Origin of the sequence: Paracoccus sp. 228, from assembly GCF_000967825.1 — a bacterium.
Lineage (GTDB): Bacteria > Pseudomonadota > Alphaproteobacteria > Rhodobacterales > Rhodobacteraceae > Paracoccus > Paracoccus marcusii.
This window is the reverse complement of record NZ_JYGY01000001.1, coordinates 923,931-944,991: the sequence shown is the minus strand read 5'-3', so window position 1 is coordinate 944,991 and position 21,061 is coordinate 923,931. Positions and strand designations below refer to the sequence as shown.

Annotated in this window: 19 protein-coding genes; 12 read left to right on the top strand and 7 right to left on the bottom strand. The window is 68.3% G+C overall.

The genetic code is table 11. The features are described from left to right. Positions 1-45: 45 nt before the first annotated feature. Genes glyS through SY26_RS04595 form a run of 3 tightly spaced genes read right to left on the bottom strand, consistent with a single transcriptional unit; the run spans position 46 to position 3,754 of the window. Positions 46-2,358 carry a glycine--tRNA ligase subunit beta gene (glyS, locus tag SY26_RS04605; RefSeq protein WP_045999424.1) on the bottom strand — a complete coding sequence of 771 codons (2,313 nt, stop codon included), beginning with the start codon at positions 2,356-2,358 and terminating at the stop codon, positions 46-48. Further along, positions 2,358-2,834 carry a DUF6446 family protein gene (locus tag SY26_RS04600; RefSeq protein ID WP_045999423.1) on the bottom strand — a complete coding sequence of 159 codons (477 nt, stop codon included), beginning with the start codon at positions 2,832-2,834 and terminating at the stop codon, positions 2,358-2,360. Before SY26_RS04600 ends, glyS begins: the two co-directional genes overlap by 1 nt. Continuing rightward, positions 2,831-3,754: a glycine--tRNA ligase subunit alpha gene (locus tag SY26_RS04595; protein ID WP_045999422.1), complete on the bottom strand. Its 924-nt coding sequence runs from the start codon at positions 3,752-3,754 to the stop codon at positions 2,831-2,833. The genes SY26_RS04600 and SY26_RS04595 overlap by 4 nt, the downstream gene beginning before the upstream one ends. A 107-nt stretch (positions 3,755-3,861) precedes the next feature. Between SY26_RS04595 and SY26_RS04590 the strand changes: the two genes are divergently transcribed. Beyond that, positions 3,862-5,145, top strand: a complete 1,284-nt coding sequence (locus tag SY26_RS04590) for a peptidoglycan-binding protein (RefSeq protein ID WP_052715120.1) — start codon at positions 3,862-3,864, stop codon at positions 5,143-5,145. On the opposite strand, the gene SY26_RS04585 is transcribed toward SY26_RS04590, so the two are convergent. Beyond that, the gene (locus tag SY26_RS04585; protein WP_045999421.1) at positions 5,142-6,593 is read right to left on the bottom strand and encodes a TrkH family potassium uptake protein; all 1,452 of its coding nucleotides are present in this window, start codon (positions 6,591-6,593) and stop codon (positions 5,142-5,144) included. The two genes, SY26_RS04590 and SY26_RS04585, sit on opposite strands and share 4 nt — an antisense overlap. A 118-nt stretch (positions 6,594-6,711) precedes the next feature. On the opposite strand from SY26_RS04585, the gene SY26_RS04580 reads away from it, so the two are divergent. Together SY26_RS04580 and SY26_RS04575 are read left to right on the top strand one after the other, a co-directional pair. After that, positions 6,712-7,833, top strand: coding sequence for a Ppx/GppA phosphatase family protein (locus tag SY26_RS04580; protein ID WP_042245371.1), 1,122 nt, complete (start codon positions 6,712-6,714; stop codon positions 7,831-7,833). 1 nt (position 7,834) lies between these two features. Beyond that, positions 7,835-8,578 carry an RlmE family RNA methyltransferase gene (locus SY26_RS04575; RefSeq protein ID WP_045999420.1) on the top strand — a complete coding sequence of 248 codons (744 nt, stop codon included), beginning with the start codon at positions 7,835-7,837 and terminating at the stop codon, positions 8,576-8,578. Positions 8,579-8,650: 72 nt separating this feature from the next. Here the strand turns inward: SY26_RS04575 and SY26_RS19795 are convergent, their stop codons facing one another. Both SY26_RS19795 and miaA read right to left on the bottom strand, forming a co-directional pair. Continuing rightward, positions 8,651-9,691, bottom strand: a complete 1,041-nt coding sequence (locus SY26_RS19795; protein ID WP_198143082.1) for an AraC family transcriptional regulator — start codon at positions 9,689-9,691, stop codon at positions 8,651-8,653. A gap of 86 nt (positions 9,692-9,777) precedes the next feature. Then, the gene (gene miaA, locus SY26_RS04565; RefSeq protein WP_045999419.1) at positions 9,778-10,671 is read right to left on the bottom strand and encodes a tRNA (adenosine(37)-N6)-dimethylallyltransferase MiaA; all 894 of its coding nucleotides are present in this window, start codon (positions 10,669-10,671) and stop codon (positions 9,778-9,780) included. 81 nt (positions 10,672-10,752) lie between these two features. Between miaA and pyrH the strand changes: the two genes are divergently transcribed. The 9 genes from pyrH to SY26_RS04520 all read left to right on the top strand — a co-directional run bounded on the left by pyrH (position 10,753) and on the right by SY26_RS04520 (position 20,074). Continuing rightward, positions 10,753-11,478 (top strand): UMP kinase, encoded by a 726-nt coding sequence (gene pyrH / locus SY26_RS04560; RefSeq protein WP_045999418.1) that lies wholly within the window; start codon positions 10,753-10,755, stop codon positions 11,476-11,478. Between the two features lies 1 nt (position 11,479). Next, entirely contained in the window at positions 11,480-12,277 is a 798-nt protein-coding gene (locus SY26_RS04555) for an ion transporter (RefSeq protein WP_045999417.1), read from the top strand. A gap of 86 nt (positions 12,278-12,363) precedes the next feature. Continuing rightward, positions 12,364-12,927 (top strand): ribosome recycling factor, encoded by a 564-nt coding sequence (gene frr, locus SY26_RS04550; protein WP_045999416.1) that lies wholly within the window; start codon positions 12,364-12,366, stop codon positions 12,925-12,927. A gap of 7 nt (positions 12,928-12,934) precedes the next feature. Continuing rightward, positions 12,935-13,666: a polyprenyl diphosphate synthase gene (uppS, locus tag SY26_RS04545; protein WP_045999415.1), complete on the top strand. Its 732-nt coding sequence runs from the start codon at positions 12,935-12,937 to the stop codon at positions 13,664-13,666. Continuing rightward, complete coding sequence (locus SY26_RS04540; protein ID WP_045999414.1) at positions 13,663-14,529, top strand: phosphatidate cytidylyltransferase; 867 nt, start codon at positions 13,663-13,665, stop codon at positions 14,527-14,529. Before uppS ends, SY26_RS04540 begins: the two co-directional genes overlap by 4 nt. 3 nt (positions 14,530-14,532) lie before the next feature. Next, positions 14,533-15,684, top strand: a complete 1,152-nt coding sequence (gene dxr / locus SY26_RS04535) for a 1-deoxy-D-xylulose-5-phosphate reductoisomerase (RefSeq protein WP_045999413.1) — start codon at positions 14,533-14,535, stop codon at positions 15,682-15,684. After that, positions 15,681-17,003: an RIP metalloprotease RseP gene (gene rseP, locus SY26_RS04530; protein ID WP_045999412.1), complete on the top strand. Its 1,323-nt coding sequence runs from the start codon at positions 15,681-15,683 to the stop codon at positions 17,001-17,003. The genes dxr and rseP overlap by 4 nt, the downstream gene beginning before the upstream one ends. Positions 17,004-17,105: 102 nt before the next feature. Next, positions 17,106-19,406 (top strand): outer membrane protein assembly factor BamA, encoded by a 2,301-nt coding sequence (bamA, locus tag SY26_RS04525; RefSeq protein ID WP_052715117.1) that lies wholly within the window; start codon positions 17,106-17,108, stop codon positions 19,404-19,406. Continuing rightward, entirely contained in the window at positions 19,406-20,074 is a 669-nt protein-coding gene (locus SY26_RS04520; protein WP_045999411.1) for an OmpH family outer membrane protein, read from the top strand. The genes bamA and SY26_RS04520 overlap by 1 nt, the downstream gene beginning before the upstream one ends. On the opposite strand, the gene SY26_RS04515 is transcribed toward SY26_RS04520, so the two are convergent. Beyond that, on the bottom strand, positions 20,071-21,009 hold the full coding sequence (locus SY26_RS04515; protein WP_045999410.1) for a nucleoside hydrolase: 939 nt from the start codon (positions 21,007-21,009) through the stop codon (positions 20,071-20,073). The genes SY26_RS04520 and SY26_RS04515 overlap by 4 nt on opposite strands. Positions 21,010-21,061: the final 52 nt, after the last annotated feature.

Below are 21,061 nucleotides of genomic sequence, written 5' to 3'. Positions count from 1 at the left end.
ACGGCCCGGAGAGCAATCTCCGGGCCGTTTTCGTTTGGTGGGGCTTTAGCCTTCGATGTGGGTGAAGTCGGCGATCTGGCGACCGGCTTCGCGGATGCGGCTGAGCAGGTTCAGGCGGTTGCGCCGGACGATCTGGCTGTCGGTGTTGACCTGCACGGCCTCGAAGAACGCGTCGATCGGCGTGCGCAGGGCTGCGATTGCGGTCATGGCTGCGGGGAAGTCCTGCCTGGCCGTCGCGTGGCGGATCGCCGGTTCGGCGGTGTCCAACGCAGTGAAGAGGGCGCGTTCCTGGTCCGTCTCGGCGAACTTGACGTCGGCGCCGAAGCTGTATTCGACGCCGTCCTTCTCCTCGGCCTGCGCCAGGATATTGCCCGCGCGCTTGAGGCCCTGGGTCAGGTTCCTGCCGTCGTCGGTTGCCAGCATGGCATTCAGCGCGGTGGCGCGTGCAGTCACGCGGACGAGGTCGTCATTGCCCTCCTGCGCCAGCACGGCTTCGATGATGTCGTGACGGATGCCTTGGTCGCGCAGGTATACCTTCAGTCGATCATGGAGGAAGGAGAGAAGATCTTTGGCAGTTTCACGATAGGGAAGCACCTTCACCTGATCTTGGAACGGCTGAATCTCATTGCTGCCGGTGAAGTAGAAGTCGCCTGCGTCTACAACGGCATCAACGTCATGCTCTGCCGCTTTGCTGGCCAGAACCATGTCTCCCGTTCGAATTGCCGCAGGAAAGATGAAATGCTGCTCCGCTGCAATAGACTGCCCGTCCGGTGCCGTGGTTTTTGCGAGCCCTTTTGTCCCTACCGCACTGTTAAGCAGAGCCGACTTGACCGAACGTTTCACGGCCTGTTCAGCGATTTGCATTAGCGGCGCCGCTATCGACCCTGCCTGCAAAAGGCGGATCACCCCCAAGGCAGCCCGCCGAAGTGCAAACGGATCCTTCGATCCCGTCGGCTTTTCGTCGATCGCCCAGAACCCCGTCAGCGTGTCGATCTTGTCGGCCAGCGCCACGGCGACCGAGACGGGCGCGGTCGGAACCGCGTCGGAGGGACCGAGGGGCGAATAGTGGTCGCGGGCAGCGTCGGCGACGGCCTCGGGTTCGCCGGCCTCCAGCGCGTAGTAGCGGCCCATCGTGCCCTGCAGTTCGGGGAACTCTCCGACCATGGCCGAGCGCAGGTCCAGCTTGGCCAGGCGCGCGGCGCGTTCGGCCTGATCGGGATCGGCGCCGACCAAGGGCGCGATCTCGCGGGCCAGGGCCGCGATGCGTTCGATCCGGTCGGCCTGCGAGCCCAGCTTGTTGTGGAAGGTGACCGACGCCAGGCCCGCGGCCCAGGTTGCCATGCCCGATGTCGCCTCGCGCAGGTCGTTTTCCCAGAAGAACGCCGCGTCCGACAGGCGGGCGGCCAGGACGCGCTGGTTGCCGGCCAGGATCGTCGCGCCGTCGTCGGGCGTCTGGATGTTGGCGACGGTCACGAACCCTTCGATCCGGCCCGTTGACGGATTGCGGGCGGAGAAGAACTTCTGGTGCTCCTTCATCGAGGTCTGCAGGACCTCGGGGGGCAGGGCCAGGAAGCGGTCCTCGATCACGCCCATCAGGGGCACGGGCCATTCGACCAGGCCCGCGACCTCGGCCAGCAGGGCGTCGTCGGGGACGATCTGCCAGCCGCGGGCAAAGGCCAGGTTGTCGGCCTGCGACCGGATCTCGGCGGCGCGTTCCTGGGTGTCCAGCATCACGCGGGCGCGGCGCAGATTGGCGGCATAGTCGTCAAAGCCGCTGACCGTGAACGCGTCTGGCGCCATGAAGCGGTGGCCGCGGGTGGTGTTGCCCGCCGCGATGCCGTCGACGGTCAGTGGCACGACGGTCGCGCCGGCCTCGTCCGACAGGATGCACAGGATCGAATGCAGCGGGCGCACCCACCGCAGGCTGCCCGACCCCCACCGCATGGATTTGGGCCAAGGGAAATTGCGGATCGTCGTCTCCAGCACTTCGGCCACGATATCGGCGGCGGGACGGCCGGGCTTGGTGACGGTGGCGTACCAGACCTGGCCCTTCTTGTCGTCGCGGGCCTGCAGCTGATCGCGGGTCAGGCCGGTGGAGCGCAAAAAGCCCTCCAGCGCGGCATCGGGGGCGTCGGTGCGGGGGCCCTTGCGGTCCTCATGCGTGGTGGGGCTGGCGGCGGTCAGGCCCTCGACCGCCAGGGCCAGGCGGCGCGGCGTGCTGAAGGCACCGGCGCTGGCATAGGTCAGGCCGGCCTGAACCAGGCCGTCGGTCACCAGGCGCTTGAGGTCCTCGCGCGCGCGGGCCTGCATGCGGGCGGGAATTTCCTCCGAGAAAAGCTCGATCAGCAGGTCGGGCATCAGTCCATCACTCCGCGTTCCGGGGTCTTGTCGTTGTATTGGTGCCAGCCGTAGACGCGGCCGTCGGGATAGACGGCCAGCACGCGGTCCACGTCGGGGCGGATCTCGCTGACCGACAGCACGGCGCGGGCGGCGCCGCTTTCCAGGTCGCCGCCGATCCGCGCCGCGTCGAAGCAGGCGAACCAGCCGGGCGCGTTCAGGGGCGTGGCGCCGTCAAAGGGCAGGGCATCGGCGGGAACCGTGTCCACGGTGGCACAGGCGCGCCAGCGCAGTGGGCTGCTGTCGGCGTCGATCCCCTCGAACCCGGTCAGGGTCAGGGGCCGTTCGCCGGCGGGGGTCGTCACCGCGATGGCGGCATCGGGGCCGTTCGGGTCGATCGGGTCATAGTACAGGTATTCCTGCGCATACCACATGCCCGCGCCCGCGGCGATGGTGCTGCCCAGCAGGGCCAGCGCCGCGACCTTGCCCCAGTTCACGCGGGCGACCCCGCCGCATCGGTGGTCAGGAACAGGTCCGCGCAGCCCTTGGCCAGCGCCCGAACCCGGCCGATATAGGCCTGGCGTTCCGTGACCGAGATCACACCGCGCGCATCCAGCAGGTTGAACAGGTGGCTGGCCTTGATCGCCTGGTCATAGGCGGGATGCGCCATCGGGATGGTGCGGCCCGCGCCGTCGGTGCGGTCGGCGGCCAAGATGCGGGCGCATTCGGCCTCGGCGTCCTTGAAATGCTGGAACAGCATGTCGGTGTCGGCCTGGTCGAAGTTCCAGCGCGAATATTCCTGTTCGGTCTGGCGGAAGATGTCGCCATAGGTCAGCGCGATCGGGCTGTCCGGGTCGTTGAAGGGCATGTCCATCACGTGTTCCGCGCCCAGCACGTACATGGCCAGGCGTTCCAGGCCATAGGTCAGCTCTCCGGAGACGGGGCGGCAGTCATGGCCGCCGACCTGCTGGAAGTAGGTGAACTGGCTGACCTCCATGCCGTCGCACCAGACCTCCCAGCCCAGGCCCCATGCGCCAAGCGTAGGCGATTCCCAGTCGTCCTCGACGAAGCGGACGTCATGGACCATCGGGTCAAGGCCGATGGCGCGCAGGCTGCCCAGATACAATTCCTGCAGGTCGGGGGGCGACGGTTTGATGATGACCTGGAACTGATAGTAATGCTGCAGGCGGTTGGGGTTCTCTCCGTACCGGCCATCGGTGGGGCGGCGCGACGGCTGGACATAGGCCGCGGCCCAGGCCCGCGATCCAAGAGAGCGCAGCGTGGTCCCGGGGTGGAACGTCCCGGCGCCCACCTCCATATCATAGGGCTGCAGGACGGCGCAGCCCTGGCCTGCCCAATAGGTCTGCAGCGCCAAGATGATCTCCTGGAAACTGCGGGGTCGGTTGGGGCTGGTCATCGGGCCATCCTTTTGCGTAGATCGGGCAAGGCGTCTTCTAGGCGCGCGATGCAACAGGGTCAATGAAGGCCCGACGGCGGGGGGACACCCGCGACAGGATGGACAGGATGACGACGCCTTTGCGCTTGGTGATGGGACTGGTCCTGGCGGGGGCGCTGCCCGGTGCGGTGCTGGCCCAGGGCGCGGTGATCCGGCTGGAGGCCAAGCGCGATCCCCAGGCGGCGGCGCAGGCGGCGCAGGGATGGGCCGACCGGTTCGACGGGGTCGTGACGCTGGCCCTGCCGGGTGGCTGGACGGGGATCGCCATCGGACCGCTGCCCGAGGATCGCGCCGGGCCCCTGTTGGAGCGGCTGAAGCAGGCCGGCAAGGTGCCCCAGGACGCGTTCGTCAGCACGCCCGCGCCGGGGACCGCGCTGATGCCGGTGGGCGATACCGCGGCGGCGGCCCCGGCTGTGGTGGCCCCACCGCCGGCCGACGCCTATCTGCGGCTGGAATCGGTTCAGGCCGAACCCGAGGCCCGCGCCGCGCTGACGCGGATCCGGGCCGATTTCCCCGAGGCCGGGCTGTGGCGTCTGCCCGACGGGTGGTTCGCGGTGGCGCTTGGCCCCGTCGCCGACGACGCGGCCGCGGCCTGGCTGCCGGTGCTAGCCAAGGCCGACATGATCCCGGACGACGCCATGCTGGCCCGCGCCGCCGATCTGGGCGAGGCGCTGGACGCCGGCCAGGCCCCGGACCTGCCCGCGCCTGGCGCGACCGAACCCCTGCCGCCGCTGGACCAGGTCCAGCGCGCCTTGCGGTGGGCGGGGCATTACGACGGCCAGATCGACGGCAAGGACGGTCCCCGCACCCGCGCCGCGATCCAGGCCGAGATCACCCAGACCCGCGCCTCGACCGATCCGGGCACGGCGCTGCGGCTGCTGGCGGAACGCCGTGCGGCCTGGACCGACGCGCAGGGGCTGGCACCGCTGGTCGACGCGGCGACTGGGCTGACGGTCACCGCCCCCCTGCGCGCGCTGACCTTCGACCGGGCCGAACGGGCGCTGTCGATCTATGGTCCGAAGGACGGATCGGGGGCGGCGCTGATCCTGTTCAGCCAGCCGGGTGGCCAGCAGGAGCTGCTGGATCTGGCCGGTCTGGTCACGGCGCTTGGCTGGGTGCCCCGGCCCGACCGCGTGGTCAAGCCGGGCCACGCGACCCTGCATGGCGCGAATGACGCCCATATCGGTGCCGCCGAAGGCTGGGTCCGCGATGGCCGGGCCGAAGGCTTCGTGCTGATCTGGCCGGCGTCGGACGCGGAAACCCAGACCCGCCTGCAGGCGGAACTGAGCGACAGCCTGACGCGCCACGGGCCCGGCGCGAATGCCGGCGCCGCGCCCACCGCACTGCCCTAGTCGCGCCAGAACCGCGGCAGCAGCAGGACCAGGACCGACACCAGCTCCAGCCGGCCCAGGAACATTCCCACGGTCATCAGCCACTTGGCCGAGGTCGGAAATTCCGCGATCGAGCCGTTGCGCGTCACCTCGGGGCCCCAGACCGGGCCGATATTCGCGATGGCGGTCCAGGCGGCGGTCAGCGCGGTGCGCGGGTGCAGGCCGGTCAGCGACAGCCCCACGATCAGCAGGCCGAAGGTCAGGAAGAACAGCGTAAAGAACGCCATGACCGAATCGACCACGTCCTGTTCCAGCGGCTGGCCGTCATAGCGCAGCGGATAGACGCGGTGGGGCGAATGCATCCGGCGGATCTGGGCTCGTACGGCCTCGAACAGGACCAGATAGCGGAAGACCTTGACCGAACAGCCGGTCGATCCGGTGCAGCCGCCGATCAGCCCGCAGATCACCAGGATCATCAGCGGCAGATGGCCCCACTGCGTCACGTCGGTGGAGGCGAAGCCGGTCCCCGAGAAGGTCGAGATGACGTTGAACACGGTCTCCCGCAGCATCTCCTCGGGGTGGCCGGTCTGGCCCAGCCACAGGACGCGGTACAGCAGGATGATCACGCAGGCATAGCCGATCCAGCGCAGATAGGCGCGCACCTGGATGTCGCGCCACAGCGGTTTCGCCTGGCCGCGCATCAGCTGCACCATGCGGATGAACGGGATCGAGGCCAGCACCATGAAGACCGACGACGCCCATTCCGCAGGCCCCAGGAACGCCCCGAAGCTGGCGTCGTAATTCGAGAAGCCCCCGGTCGAGATCGTGCTGAAGGCCTGCACGACGGCGTCGAACCCGGTCAGGCCCAGGATCAGATAGGTGATGATGCAGGCCCCGGTCAGGATCAGGTACAGCTGCGTCATCTCGGTCGCGATCTGGCCGGCGCGGGGCAGGACCTTGCCAAGCGTGTCAAAGCCTTCCGACCGGAAGAACTGCATGCCGCCGACCTTCATCACCGGCAGGAAGACCATCGCCACGACGACGATCCCCAGGCCCCCTGCCCAGTGCAGGATCGCGCGCCACAGGTGGATGCCGCGCGCCAGCGAATCCAGCTGCGGCAGGACCGTGGTGCCGGTGGTCGTGAAGCCTGACATCGATTCGAACATCGCGTCAGTGAAGGTCGCATTCGGCGCGCCCAGCATGAAGGGCAGGGCACCGAACAGGGGCAGGACCAGCCAGATCCCCGACGTCAGCAGGAACGCCTGATGCAGCGACAGGTGGTCATAGCGCCCGGCCGTCGCCACCGCGACGAAGACGCCCGCCGCCATGGTGATCACCGCCGATTGCAGGAACACCATCCAGTGCGGGTCGCCATGCCACCAGTCGACCATCATCGGCGCCAGCATCATGCCACCGATCGCGGTCAGGATCTTGCCGATCGGATGGGCAACGGGACGGATGTCGATCATCGCTTCTGGTTGCCGCGCCCCCGCGCGCCCGTCAAGTGGCCGCGGCGGTCGCGGCCCCTTGAATGGTCGCCGATGGCAGGTTACGTTTTGTTCAACTTGTCATCGGAGGGCGTGTGTTATGACGCCCAAGCGTCCTGCGGGTGCGGACGCGTTCCCGAGAAATACGGTCGAGCCGTCGGGCACCCGACAACCTGATGAAGGGGCGCTGTATGCTGCCCTGGATTTGGGAACGAATTCTTGCCGGATGCTGATTGCCCGACCGACGGGCAGTCAGTTCCAGGTCGTCGACAGCTTCTCCAAGCCGGTTCAGCTTGGTCAGGGGCTGGAAGCTTCGGGACGCCTGTCCCGCAGCTCGATGGCGCGTACCGTGCACGCGCTGCAGGTGTGCAAGCGCAAGCTTGATCAGCACAAGGTGCGCAACATGCGCCTTGTGGCGACCGAGGCGTGCCGGCGCGCGCGCAACAGCCGCGATTTCCTGCGCACGATCCGGCGCGAGACCGGCCTGCCCATCGAGATCATCGGCGCCGAGGAAGAAGCACGGCTGGCCGTCATCAGCTGCGCGCCGCTGGTCAGCCACAAGACCGAGACGCTGATGGTCGTCGACATCGGCGGCGGATCGACCGAGCTGGTCTGGATCGACCTGGAGGATGTGGAGCCCAAGGAGCGGCCGCGCGCGATCATGCGCCTGTCGGACGGCTTCGGGAACCCGCAGCCGGGCGGCGCCCGCGTGGTCGACTGGATCAGCGTGCCGTTGGGCGTCGCGACGTTGCGCGACCAGTTCGCTGATGTCGAGGACGACCAGGGCCGCTTCGCGCTGATGTCGTGGTTCTTCGAGGAGGCGCTGGCGAATTTCACCCCCTATGCGGACGGATCGCCCGACGAGGGATTCCAGATCATCGGCACATCAGGGACGGTCACCACGGTGGCGGCCAGTTTCCTGGGCCTGCGCCGCTATGACCGGACCAAGGTGGACGGGCTGGAGATGACCAGCGACCAGATCGACCGGGTGATCCATTCCTATCTGCAGCTGGGCCCCGAGGGGCGGCGCACGGACCCGCGCATCGGGCGCGAACGGCATGCGCTGATCATGTCGGGCGCCGCGATCCTGCAGACGCTGATGCGGGTCTGGCCCACGAACAAGCTGTCGGTCGCGGATCGCGGCCTGCGCGAGGGGTTGCTTTATGCCCAGATGGTGCGCGATGGGGTGCTGGCGCCGGAAGGTTTGAACGGAGTGGCATGAGATGACGAAGACACCGACCAGCCGGGACGGCAAGACCAGCGGCCGCGGTGCGCGCGATCTACGCGTGCGGGTGAAATCGGCCAAGGGGCGCAAGCTGTCCTCCACCCTGTGGCTGGAGCGGCAGCTGAACGACCCCTATGTGGCCCGCGCCAAGCGCGAGGGCTACCGCGGGCGCGCGGCCTACAAGATCCTGGAGCTGGACGACAAGTACCGCTTTCTGGTGCCCGGCGCGCGGGTGCTTGACCTGGGCTGCGCGCCCGGCGGCTGGTGCCAGGTGGCGGTGGCCCGTGTGAACGCCCTGGGCACGAAATCGGGCAAGAAGGTCGGGCGCGTGCTGGGTCTGGACCTGCAGGAGGTCGATCCGATCGCGGGGGCCGAGATCCACGTGCTGGACTTTCTGGAGGACGGGGCCGACGACAAGGTCAAGGCCTGGCTGGGCGGACCTGCGGACGTGGTGATGTCCGACATGGCGGCGGCGTCGTCGGGGCACAAGAACACCGACCACAACCGGATCGTGGCGCTGGTCGAGGCGGCGGCGCAGCTGGCCTTCGACGTGCTGGAGCCGGGCGGCACTTTCGTCGCCAAGGTCCTGGCGGGCGGTGCCGAGACCGACATGCAGACCATGCTGAAGAAGAACTTCACCAAGGTCGCGAACGTGAAACCCCCCGCCAGCCGCAGCGATTCGTCCGAGAAATTCGTGGTGGCCACCGGGTTCAGGGGCCGCGAGACCCCCGCCGAGGACTGAGCACCCCTTGCGTCCCGCGACGCCGGGGGACTGGCCGTCCCCCGGACCCCCTGCTGGGCGCCCGGCCTAGTCCTAGGGCGGGGCGTTTCGCATCTGGCTGCGGTACGCCTCGGGCGTGCGGCCGGTTGCGGCGGCAAAGGCGCGGGTGAAATGGGCGTGGCTGGCATAGCCAAGGTCCTGGGCCAGGCGCGGAACGGGTCGGTCGGTATGGCGCAGCAGTTCGGCCGCGCGGTCCACCCGCAATTCATGCAGCAGGTTGATGGCGCGATGGCCCCGCGCCTCGATGCAGGCGTGGTCCAGATGGGTCAGCGTGGTGCCCAAGTCCTGCGCCAGATCGGCCAGGGTCCGGCACGACCCCATCTCGACCGCGGCCAGGGCCAGGAAGCGGTCGACCAGCGGGCGATCCGTGTGGACCGCGCCGGGATCGGTCCGGTGATCCCGCTGCGGGTCCAGACGCGACAGGTGCAGCGACAGCATGTTCAGATAGCAGCCTAGGGTGCGGTGATCGGGGCTGCGGGCGGCCTCGGCCATCAGTTCGGCCAAGGTGGCCGACAGCAGCGCGGAACCGCTGCCTGCGCATCCCGCGACCACCGAACGGGGCAGGGGCGGATCGACCTGCGCGGTCAGTTCGGGCGCGATCAGCAGCACCTGACCCTCTGCCCCGTCCAGCGGGCGGGCGGCGAAGGCGGTTCCGGCGGGGACGAAGCGGACGTCGCCTGCGGCCAGAATGCCGCCGCTGCGCGGAAAGTCGATGCGCATGCGGCCGTCGGATACCCAGATGAGCACATGGTCGGGGCGCGTGCGCGGCTGGACGGGCACAGCACGCCCGCCCCAGGTGAAGGCGCCTGCAGGCAGCAGGCGAAGGCTGGCCTGCCGCGGCCCGAACCGGTGCGAGGCGGGCGCCACGCGGACGGACAGCGCCTGCGGAACGGCCACGCGGTCCGCGGCCCTTGCCCGCTGCATGGGCATGGGGGCGGTGCCTTCGGTCTGCAGGTGGGGACCATTGACGTCGATCTGGCCGCCTTGCCCGCGGATGCCCCGACCAAGCGGCGCCAGCCGGGTCGGCGTGAACGGAAATCCCTTGGTCCAGTCAGAGCGATCCCATACCGACATGACACCCTCCCACATCACGGATCCTATCGGCGGATTATCGCCGATCTGTGGGAAAACTCAATGAACGCCGTATGGGTTTCCGGGAATTAAACCGTGATCAGCCCGGCGTTGCCCGCCTGCCACATCTGCCAGTCGCCCATCCGGCCGCGGAACCAGACCCGCTGCGCCTTGGCATATTGCCGTGAGGCGATGATGGCGCGTTCGGTGGCCTCCGCCAGGGTCGCATGACCCTGCAGGTGGGCGACCAAGTCGGGCGCGCCGATGGCCTTGGCCCATTGCACGGCCGGGTCCCACAGGGGCAGCATCGCGCGCACCTCCTCCAGAGCGCCCTGGTCCAGCATCGCGTGAAAGCGCGCGGCGATCCGGTCCGCCAGCCAGTCGCGGTCACTGGTGATCAGCACGCGCTGACAGTCGTCGGGCGCCAGCAGGGGTGGGGGCGTGTCGTCCTGCCAATCGGCGATGCCGCGGCCGGTGGCGGTCAGAACCTCCCACGCGCGCTGGACGCGGACCGGGTTCGCAAGATCGATCTGCGCGCGGGTGCGGGGGTCCAGTTCGGCCACCATCGCGGCCAGACCGCCGCTTGCGATGCGCGCATCGGCCGTGGCGCGGATTTCGGGGGGCGTCGGCGGGATCTGCGCCAGCCCGCGGGTCAGCGCGGTCAGGTACAGCCCCGTGCCGCCCACCACGATCAGCCGCCCCCGCAGCGCCGCGACCTGGCGCAGCCAGTCGCCGACCGACCAGGCGGTGCCCGGCGCGACATGGCCGTAAAGGGCGTGCGGCGCCTGTGCCAGGTCGGCGGCGGACGGGCGGGCGGTCAGCACCTGCCAGCAGGACCAGACCTGCAGGGCATCCGCATTGACCACCGTGCCACCCTGTGCCCGCGCGACCGCCAGTGCCAGCGCAGATTTGCCGCTGGCGGTGGGTCCGGCGATCAGCAGGTGGCGGGCGGCGTCGATCTGTGTCAGGTCAGGGTCACGCATGGCCGATCCGGGCAGTTGATCCGGCAGCCCTTTTGCGACATTTAACGGCGCGATGAAAGCAGCCGGCGACAGGAGCCCCCGATGACCACCGAAGTCCCCAAGCAATATGGCCGCGTGATGCTGAAAATCTCGGGCGAGGCGCTGATGGGCGATCAGGGATACGGCCTGCATCCCCCCACCGTCGCCCGCATCGCAAGCGAGGTCGAGGCCGTCCAGGCGATGGGCGTCGAGGTCTGCATGGTCATCGGCGGCGGCAACATCTTCCGCGGTCTGCAGGGCAGCGCCCAAGGGATGGAGCGGACCACCGCCGACTATATGGGCATGCTGGCCACGGTCATGAACGCGCTGGCCATGCAGTCGTCGCTGGAAAGCCGCGGCCTGCATTGCCGCGTCATCAGCGCGATCCGCATGGACGAGGTCTGCGAACCCTACATCCGTCGCCGCGCCATCCGCCACCTGGAAAAGAAGCGGATCGTGATCTTTGCCGCCGGCACCGGCAACCCGTATTTCACCACCGACACCGCAGCCACCCTGCGCGCGTCGGAGATGAACTGCGAGGCGATCTTCAAGGGCACCAAGGTCGACGGCGTCTATGACAAGGACCCGGTCAAGCATGCCGACGCCAAGCGTTATGGCAATGTCAGCTATGACGAGGTGCTGCAGAAGCATCTGGGCGTGATGGACGCATCGGCCATCGCGCTGGCCCGCGACAACAAGCTGCCGATCATCGTCTTCTCGCTGGACGCGCCGGGCGGGTTCCGGTCGATCCTGGAAGGCCGCGGCACCTATACGCGGGTCCACAACTGACATGACCACCAGCCTGCGGGGCCGCGTCGACGGCTTCATCCACGGACCCCGGGCCCAAGGCGTGATCACGGCCGTGATCCTGTTCAACGCGCTGATCCTGGGGCTGGAGACCTGGCCGCGGGTGATGGCGGCGGCCGGCCCGCTGCTGATCGCGCTGGACCGGGTGTGCCTGGCGATCTTCGTGATCGAGATCGGGCTGAAGCTCTATGCCCGCGGGCTGCGGTTCTTCCGTGACGGCTGGAACGTGTTCGACTTTATCGTCGTGGGAATCGCCGTGCTGCCGGCGACCGAGGGTCTGTCGGTCCTGCGCGCCATGCGCATCCTGCGGCTGCTGCGCATCGTGTCGGTCACGCCCCGCCTGCGCCGCGTGGTCGAGGGATTCCTGTCCGCGCTGCCCGGCATGGCGTCGGTCTTCCTGCTGATGGGTATCATTTTCTACATTTTCTCGGTCATGGCGACCAAGCTGTTCGGGCCGACCTTTCCGGACTGGTTCGGGGACATGGGCAATTCGGCCTACTCGCTGTTCCAGATCATGACGCTGGAAAGCTGGTCGATGGGCATCGTGCGCCCGGTGATGGAGGTTCACCCGAATGCCTGGCTGTTTTTCCTGCCTTTTATCCTGGTCACCACCTTTGCGGTGATGAACCTGGTGGTGGGTCTGATCGTGAATTCGATGCAGGAGGCCCACCAGGAGGAAGGCACCGCCGCGACCGAGGCCTATCGCGACGAGGTCCTGGCCCGGCTGGCCCAGATCGAGGCGCGGCTGTCCGCGGGCGAACCCCCGCGGAACGATCCCTGACGGGGCCGAAAAGCGGGCAAAGGCTTTGCCAAGCTGCGGCATTCCCGTTACAAGCGAAAAAAATTCAAAGCAGAGGCAGTCCGACAATGGCTGAGGACATCGAGATCGATATTGACGACCTGGAGCGCCGCATGAAGGGCGCGATGGAAAGCCTGCGGGGCGAATTCGCCAGCCTGCGGACCGGCCGGGCCTCGGCCTCGATGATCGAGCCGGTGCAGGTCGAGGCCTATGGCCAGATGACCCCGATCAACCAGCTGGGCACCGTCAACGTGCCCGAACCGCGCATGGTCACGATCAACATCTGGGACAAGGGCATGGTCAACAAGGTCGAGAAGGCCTTGCGTGAAAGCGGTCTGGGGATCAATCCGCAGACCAACGGCACGATCATCATGCTGCCGATCCCGGAACTGAACGAGGAGCGTCGCCGCGAGCTGACCAAGGTCGCCGCGCAATACGCCGAGAGCGCCCGCGTCTCGATCCGTAACGTCCGCCGCGACGGCATGGACCAGGTCAAGAAGGGCAAGGCCAACGGCATGCCCGAAGACGACCAGAAGCTGTACGAGACGGAAATCCAGTCCCTGACCGACCGCATGATCGCATCGGTCGACGAGGCGCTGACGGCCAAGCAGGCCGAAATCATGCAGGTCTGATCCGACGATGGCGTGGGGCTTGTCGAGAGCTGCCGAAACTGGGGGGACGACCCGTCCCCGCCATGTCGCGGTCATCATGGATGGCAATGGCCGGTGGGCCACCGAACGCGGCTGGCCGCGTCTGGTCGGTCACCGTCGCGGGGCCGAGCGGGTCAAGCAGATCGTCCGCGCCTGCCCCGACCTGGGGGTGGACTGGCTGACCATCTATGCCTTCTCGACCGAGAACTGGAAGCGCTCGACCGAAGAGGTCCTGGGCCTGATGAAGATCTTTCGCCGCTATATCCAGCGCGAGGCCGAGGACATGTCGGCCGAGGGCGTGCGGATGCGCTTCATCGGTGAACGCGGCCGTCTGGACCGCAAGCTGCAGGACCTGATGGCCTCGATCGAGGCGCGGACGGCGGGCAACACGCGGCTGAACCTGACGGTCGCCATCAACTATGGCGGCCGGGACGAGCTGGTCCGCGCCACCGGGCGTCTGGCCGAACGCATCGCCCGCGGCGACGTGATCAACCCGACCGAGGCCGACCTGGCCGATTGCATGGACACCGCCGGGCATCCCGATCCCGACCTGGTGATCCGCACCTCCGGTGAGACGCGGACCTCGAACTTCCTGCCCTGGCAGGCGGCCTATTCGGAATACGAATTCACGCCGACCCTGTGGCCCGACTTCACCCCCGATCACCTGGCGACGATCCTGGACCGCTTCGGCCTGCGCGACCGGCGCTTTGGGGGCGCATGACCTCAGCACGGCATTCCGCCGGGTCCGTGCCCGGCGCTGGCGGTCCCGGCAAGTCGGGCGGCAAATGGGGCGACCTGTCGCGTCGCGTGGCCTCGACCCTGGTCCTTCTGGGCATCGGCGTGATGCTGGCGGTGGCGCAGGGACCGTGGCTGCGCCTGGGCATGGCGGTCATCTCCGCGATCACCTTCTGGGAGCTGGCGGCCATGACCGGCTGGCGCAACCCGGCGCGGCACGTGACGCTGTTCGGACGGTCGCGCCCCATCGCGCTGGCCGCGATTGCGGGCGTGTCGCAGGCCTTTGCGCTGACCGGCATGCCCTGGGCGTGGGTGGCGCTGGCCGTCCCGATCCTGCTGGGCCTGCCGGGCGCGGCACGGCGCGACCGCGCGACCTATACCCTCTTCGGCATCGCGATCCTGATCGTAGCCTTCGGCCTTGTTGGGTTTCGTGAGAATTACGGCCTGAACTTTGTCCTGTGGCTGATGGGGGTCATCATCATCTCGGACACGGCGGGGTATTTCTTCGGCCGCATCTTGGGCGGGCCAAAGTTCTGGCCCGCGCTCAGCCCCAAGAAGACCTGGTCGGGCACCATCGCGGGCTGGATCGGGACCTGCCTGTTCGGCGCGATCCTGTGGATGGCGGGGCAGGGCGACGCGACGCTGATCTGGGTGTCGCCCATCGTCTGCCTTGCCGGGCAGATGGGCGATCTGGCCGAAAGCTGGCTGAAACGGCGCGCGGGGGTCAAGGACAGCTCGAATCTGATACCGGGGCATGGCGGGTTCATGGATCGTTTTGACGCAGTGACCGGGGCGGTCCTGGCGACCATGCTGATCGGGTTTCTGACGAAACTGCCCGTGGTGAACTGACCGATGCGACGCATTTCCATCTTCGGCGCGACCGGGTCGGTCGGCGCGAACGGCGTCGATCTGATCCGCCGCGATCCGCAATCCTATCAGGTCGTGGCCCTGACCGGCGGGCGCAACATCGCGCGGCTGGCGCAGATGGCGCGCGATCTGCGCGCCCAGATCGCGGTCACCGCGCATCCCGAACTGCTGGAGGACCTGCGGACCGCTCTTGCCGGCACCTACGTTCAGGCCGCCGCCGGCGAGGCCGCGCTGATCGAGGCTGCGCACCGGCCCGCCGACTGGATCCTGTCTTCCATCGTCGGCGCCGCGGGCCTGGCGCCGGGTCTGGCGGCGCTGTCGCAGGGCGGTGTGCTGGCCTTGGCCAACAAGGAATCGCTGGTCTGCGCGGGCGCGCTGCTGCGGGATACCGGCGCGCGGTCGGGCGCCACGATCCTGCCCGTCGACAGTGAACATTCCGCTTTGTTTCAGGCGCTTGGGGCCGATAAGCTGGAATCCGTCAAGGATGTGACCATCACCGCATCGGGTGGCGCGTTCCGCGATTGGCCGCTGGAGCGGCTGGCGGCCGCGACAGTGGCCGAGGCATCGACCCATCCGAACTGGGCAATGGGTCAGCGGATCACCATCGACAGTGCCTCGATGTTCAACAAGGCGATGGAGGTGATCGAGGCCAAGGAGTTCTTCGGCCTGACCACCGATCGCATCAAGGTTCTGGTCCATCCGGAATCGATCATTCACGCAATGGTCACCCATCATGACGGCGGCACCATAGCCCATCTGGGCTCCCCCGACATGCGCCACGCGATCGGCTATGCGCTGCACTGGCCAGAACGGCGGCCGCTGCCCGTGGCCGCGCTGGATCTGGCCGCGCTTGGCAGCCTGACCTTCCGCGCCCCCGACGAGACGCGCTGGCCCGCCCTGCGCCTGGCGCGCGAGGTGATGGCCGCGGGCGGGGCCGCTGGCGCGGTCTTCAACGCCGCCAAGGAACAGGCCCTGGACGATTTCATCGCCGGTCGCATCCGCTTTACCGACATGGCCCCCCGGGTCGAGGCCACGCTGGAGGCGCTGTCCGCCCAGCCCGGCTTTGCCCGCGACCCCGAAGACCTGCCCGCCGTCCTGCATTGGGACGGCCTGGCCCGACGAAAGGCCGCCCAGTGATCGACGCCTTTGCCCAGACCGCCGGCACGCTGCTGGCCTTCGTCACCGCCCTGGCGGTCATCGTGACCGTCCACGAATACGGCCATTACATCGTCGGCCGCTGGTCGGGCATCCGGGCCGAGGTGTTCAGCGTGGGCTTTGGCCCGCGCCTTTTCTCTCGCCGTGATCGTCGCGGGACGCTGTGGCAGGTCGCGGCGCTGCCGCTTGGCGGCTATGTGCGGTTCCTGGGCGACGACAACGCGGCCAGTGCCGGTCCGGGGCGCGCCGTCGATCCCGCCCTGCGCCGCCAGACCTTGCAGGGCGCGCCGCTGTGGGCGCGGTTCGCGACGCTGCTGGCCGGGCCGGTGTTCAATTTCGTGCTGTCGATCCTGGTGTTTGCGGGCTTCGCGATCGTTCAGGGCCTGCCCGTGGACGAGGTGCGCGTGGGCGCCGTCAGCGAGGCGCCGCCCGCCATCGTCAACGACCTGCAGCCCGGCGACCGCATCCTGGCCCTTGGCGGCCAGCCGGTCGCCACCTGGCGCGACATCGGCGCGCTGACCGAAACGCTGCCGGTGGCCGGGCAACAGGACTGGCAGGTCGAACGTGACGGCCGGACACTGACCGTGACCGGCCCCGACCCGATGCCGGCGCGCATCGGCGGCGTGGCGCCGCGCAGTGCCGCGGCCGATGCCGGCATGCGCGCGGGCGACGTGGTGCTTGCCATCGACGGCCAGCCGGTCACCCGCTTTACCCAGATGCGCGAGGCGGTCGAGGCTGCCGAGGGCCGGCCCCTGGCCCTGCACCTGTGGCGCCCCGGCACCGGAGAGCTGGACGTGACCCTGTCGCCCAAGCTGTCGGACCTGCCCGCCGATGGCGGCGGGTTCGAGCAGCGCTGGCTGATCGGGGTGACGGGCGGCGAAAGCTTCTTCTCGCCCCAGACGCGCAGTGCCGGGCCGCTGGAGGCGCTTGGCCTGGGCGTCGGGCAGACCTGGGGGATCATAACGTCGTCGCTGACGGGGATGTGGGCGATGATCTCGGGGCAGATCGGTACCTGCAACCTGGGCGGCGCGATCAGCATCGCGGAAAGCACCGGCCAGGCGGCCAGCGCGGGCGGCGCGAACTTCCTGTGGTGGATTGCGGTCCTGTCGGCGGCGATCGGGTTCCTGAACCTGCTGCCGATCCCCGTGCTGGATGGCGGCCACCTGATGTTCTACGCCTACGAGGCCGTCCGCGGACGCCCGCCCTCGGACAAGGCGCTGAACCTGCTGACCGCGATCGGCATGGCGGCGGTCCTGTCACTGATGATTTTCGGGCTCACGAACGATCTTTTCTGCCCTTGATGCGCTTGCGGTTTTGACAGCCCCGCCCCGATGGGGCTACAGACCATAGGCAAAACGACAGCCCGAACCGGGCGCGTGCAGGCGGATACAAGAGGGGCCATCATGGAACGGAAACTGGGCAAGGGCGCATTGGCGCTGGTGACGTCCCTGGCGATCGCGGCGCCAATCGGAATGATCCCGCAGCAGGCCGCCGCCGTGGTCTTCGGCAGCATCCAGGTTCAGGGCAACCAGCAGATCGAGACGGGCGCCGTGCTGTCCACGCTGGCCCTGCCGCAGGGCCAGGACCTGAGCCCCGGCCAGATCAACGACGGTCTGCAGCGCCTGCAGAATTCCGGCCTGTTCGAGACGGTCGAACTGATCCCGCAGGGGTCCACCCTGGTCGTGCGCGTCAGCGAGTATCCGATCGTCAACCAGATCACCTTCGAGGGCAACCGCCGCCTGAACGACGAGCGTCTGGCCGAGATCGTCCGCAGCCAGTCGCGCCGCGTCTATCAGCCCAGCCAGGCCATCCAGGATGCCCAGGCCATCGCCCAGACCTATGCCGCCGAGGGACGCCTGGCCGCCCGCGTCGATCCGCGCATCATCCGCCGCAGCGGCAACCGCGTCGATCTGGTCTTCGAGATCCGCGAAGGCAACGTCACCGAGATCGAGCGCGTCAGCTTTGTCGGCAACCGCGCCTATTCGGACCGCCGCCTGCGCAACGTGCTGGAGACCAAGCAGGCAGGCCTGCTGCGGACCTTCATCCGCCGCGACACCTTCGCGCCCGAGCGCATCCCGCTGGACGAACAGCTGCTGACCGATTTCTATCGTTCGCAGGGTTACGCCGATTTCCGCGTGCAGGGCGTGGCGCCCGAAATCGCGCGTGAACGCGACGCGTTCTTCATCACCTTCAACATCTCCGAAGGGCCGCGCTATCGCTTTGGCCGGGTCGAGACCATCTCGGAGATCCCGGGCGTCGATGCGTCGCTGTTCGCCGAGCAGAGCCGTGTCCGGCGCGGGTCGTTCTACAACCCGTCGGTCATCGACACGTCGATCCGCCGGATGGAGACGATCGCCATCCAGCAGGGGCTTAACTTCGTCAACATCGAGCCCCGCGTCACCCGCAACCCGGAAAACCAGACGCTGGACCTGACCTTCGCGCTGACCCGCGGCCAGCGCGTCTTCGTCGAGCGCATCGACATCGAGGGCAACACCACGACGCTGGATCAGGTGATCCGCCGCCAGTTCACCACCGTCGAGGGCGACCCCTTCAACCCGCGCGAGATCCGCAATTCGGCCGAACGCGTGCGCGCGCTTGGCTATTTCGCGGATGCGCAGGTCCAGACCCGCGAGGGCAGCAGCCCCGACCAGGTCATCGTCGGCGTCAATGTCGAGGAACAGCCGACCGGGTCGCTGTCCCTGGGCGCCAGCTATGGCGTCAATTCGGGCGTGGGCTTCAACATCGGCCTGACCGAGCAGAACTTCCTGGGCCGCGGCCAGACCCTGGGCCTGCAGTTGCAGACCGCGACCGACGACCGCGCCGCCGGGGTCACCTTCATCGAGCCGTTCTTCCTGGGCCGCGACCTGCGCTTTGGCTTCTCGGCCAACTATACCGAGACCGAGGGCCTGAATTCGGACTTCGACACCCGTCAGATCCGCATCCAGCCGTCGCTGGAATTCCCGATCTCGGCCAATGCGCGGATCGAGCTGCGCTACCGTATCTCGGAGGACAAGCTGTCCAACGTGACCGAGGACAGCTCGGCCCTGCTGATCGCCGAGGAGGGCACGCGCCTGACTTCGTCGCTTGGCTATACCTACAACTGGGATTCGCGCCGCACCGGGCTGGACCCGCTGACCGCGTACCGGTTCCGCTTCTCGCAGGATTTCGCGGGTGCGGGGGGTGACACCAAGACGATCACCACGACCGCGCTGGCCGGCGTCGAAAGCACCGCCTGGCGCGAGAGCGTGACCCTGCGCGGCGAGGTCGAGGCCGGCGCGATCTATACCTACGGCGATTATTCGACCTGGATCCTGGACCGCTTCCGCACCGGCAACCGAGTCCGCGGGTTCGAGCCGAACGGCATCGGCCCGCGCGACCTGGCCGCGGTGAACGAGGACGGCCTGGGCGGCAACTTCTACTGGGCGGCGCGCGGCGAGGCGCAGTTCCCCATCGGCCTGCCCGAGGAATACGGCATCCAGGGCGGTCTTTTCGTCGATGTCGGCTCGCTGTGGGGTCTGGACCGGACCATCGGCACCGGTGGCGTCCCGGTCGATGACGACATGTACACGCGCGCCGCGGTCGGCGCGTCGATCTTCTGGACCACGCCCATCGGTCCGCTGCGCTTCAACTTCTCGCAGGCGCTGCAGAAGGAAGACTATGACCTGGAACAGAATTTCGACCTGACGATCCAGACGAACTTCTGATGCCGGTCCTTCGGACGGGACTGGGGCTGGTGGCGGCGGCGCTGATGGCGCTGCCCGCCGCCGCGCAGGATGCGACGGTGCCCGACATCCCGGCGCCCGAGATCCCGCCGATCGCTACGCCGCCCGTCCTGCCCAACAGCACGATCCCCAGCCCCGAGGAGGCGGCCGAAAGCGCGCCGATCCTGACGCTGGACCAGGAGGTTCTGTACCTGTCCTCGGCTTGGGGTCTGCGCGCGCAGGCCCGGCTTGAGGCAAAGGGCGAGGAGGTCACCGCCGAGAACGACCGCCTGACGCAGCTGCTGTCGTCGGAGGAGGCGCGCCTGACCGAACAGCGCAGCACGCTGCCCGCGGCCGAATTCCGTGAGCTGGCCGAAAGCTTCGACATCCGCGCGACGCGCATCCGCCGGGAGCGCGCGCAGGCGGTCCAGGACCTGAATGCCTGGGCCGAGGCCGACCGGGCGGCCTTCTTTCGGGCGGCGCTGCCGGTGATGGGTCAGGTGATGCAGGACCGGGGCGCCGTGGCGGTTCTGGACCGGCGCACGATCTTCGTGTCGCTGGACGCGATCGACGTCACCGAACAGCTGGTCGCGGCGCTTGACGATCGCATCGGCGACGGAGAGGGGGTCGTGCCGCTGCCCGAACCGCCCCCGTCCGAGGATGCGCCCTAGGGCAGCCGCGCGATGCGGTCGTGGATCATGTCGAACAGCGCGTCGCGGTCCACGTCCTTGAGGAACAGCGCGTTGGGCGTCCGCCCGCTGACGCGCCACCAGTCAGCTATGGTCATGCCGGTGGTCCAGCGGCCCTCGATCTCGATCTCGACGTTGATGTGGCGGCCCTGGAACAGGTCGGGGTCCAGCAGCCAGGCGATGGTGCAGGGATCATGCAGCGGCGCGCCGAGGCTGCCGTATTTCGCGGTGTCGAAGCGTTCGAAGAAGTCGGTCCAGCCCGCGACGGCCGGGCCGCAGCGGCCGGGCAGGGCGCGCATCGCCTCGACCCAGGCCCGGTCAGTCAGCGCCTTGTGCGTCACGTCCAGCGGCATGACGACCAGCGGCACGCCCGCGGCGAACACCTCGGCCGCGGCCTCGGGATCGACATAGATGTTGAATTCGGCCGCGGGGGTGATGTTGCCCACCTCGAAATAGGCGCCGCCCATCAGCACGATCTGCTGCACGCGTCCGATGATGTCAGGGGCGCGGCGGAATGCCTCGGCGATGTTGGTCAGCGGGCCGATGGGCACCAGCGTCACGGTGCCCGCATCATGGGTGCGCAGGGTCTCGACGATTAAATCGACGCCGTCCTGCGCCTGCAGGGGCAGGGTGGGCACGGGCAGCTCGATCCCGTCCAGCCCGGTCTTGCCATGCACGTGTTCGGCCGTCACCAGATCGCGCGACAGGGGCCGGTCGCGGCCCGCAAAGACCGGCACGTCGGTCCGGCCCGACAGTTCGACCACCTTGCGGGCGTTCACCTCCGTCAGGGCCAGCGGCACGTTGCCGGCCACCGCGACGATGCCCAGGACCTGCAGTTCCGGAGAGGCCAGCGCCAGCAGGATGGCCACCGCGTCGTCCTGACCGGGGTCCGTGTCGATGATGATCTTCTGTGCCAAACCGCGTCTCCAAGGCTCACAAGCGGCGATGATTGCGTCAGCAACGAAAAAG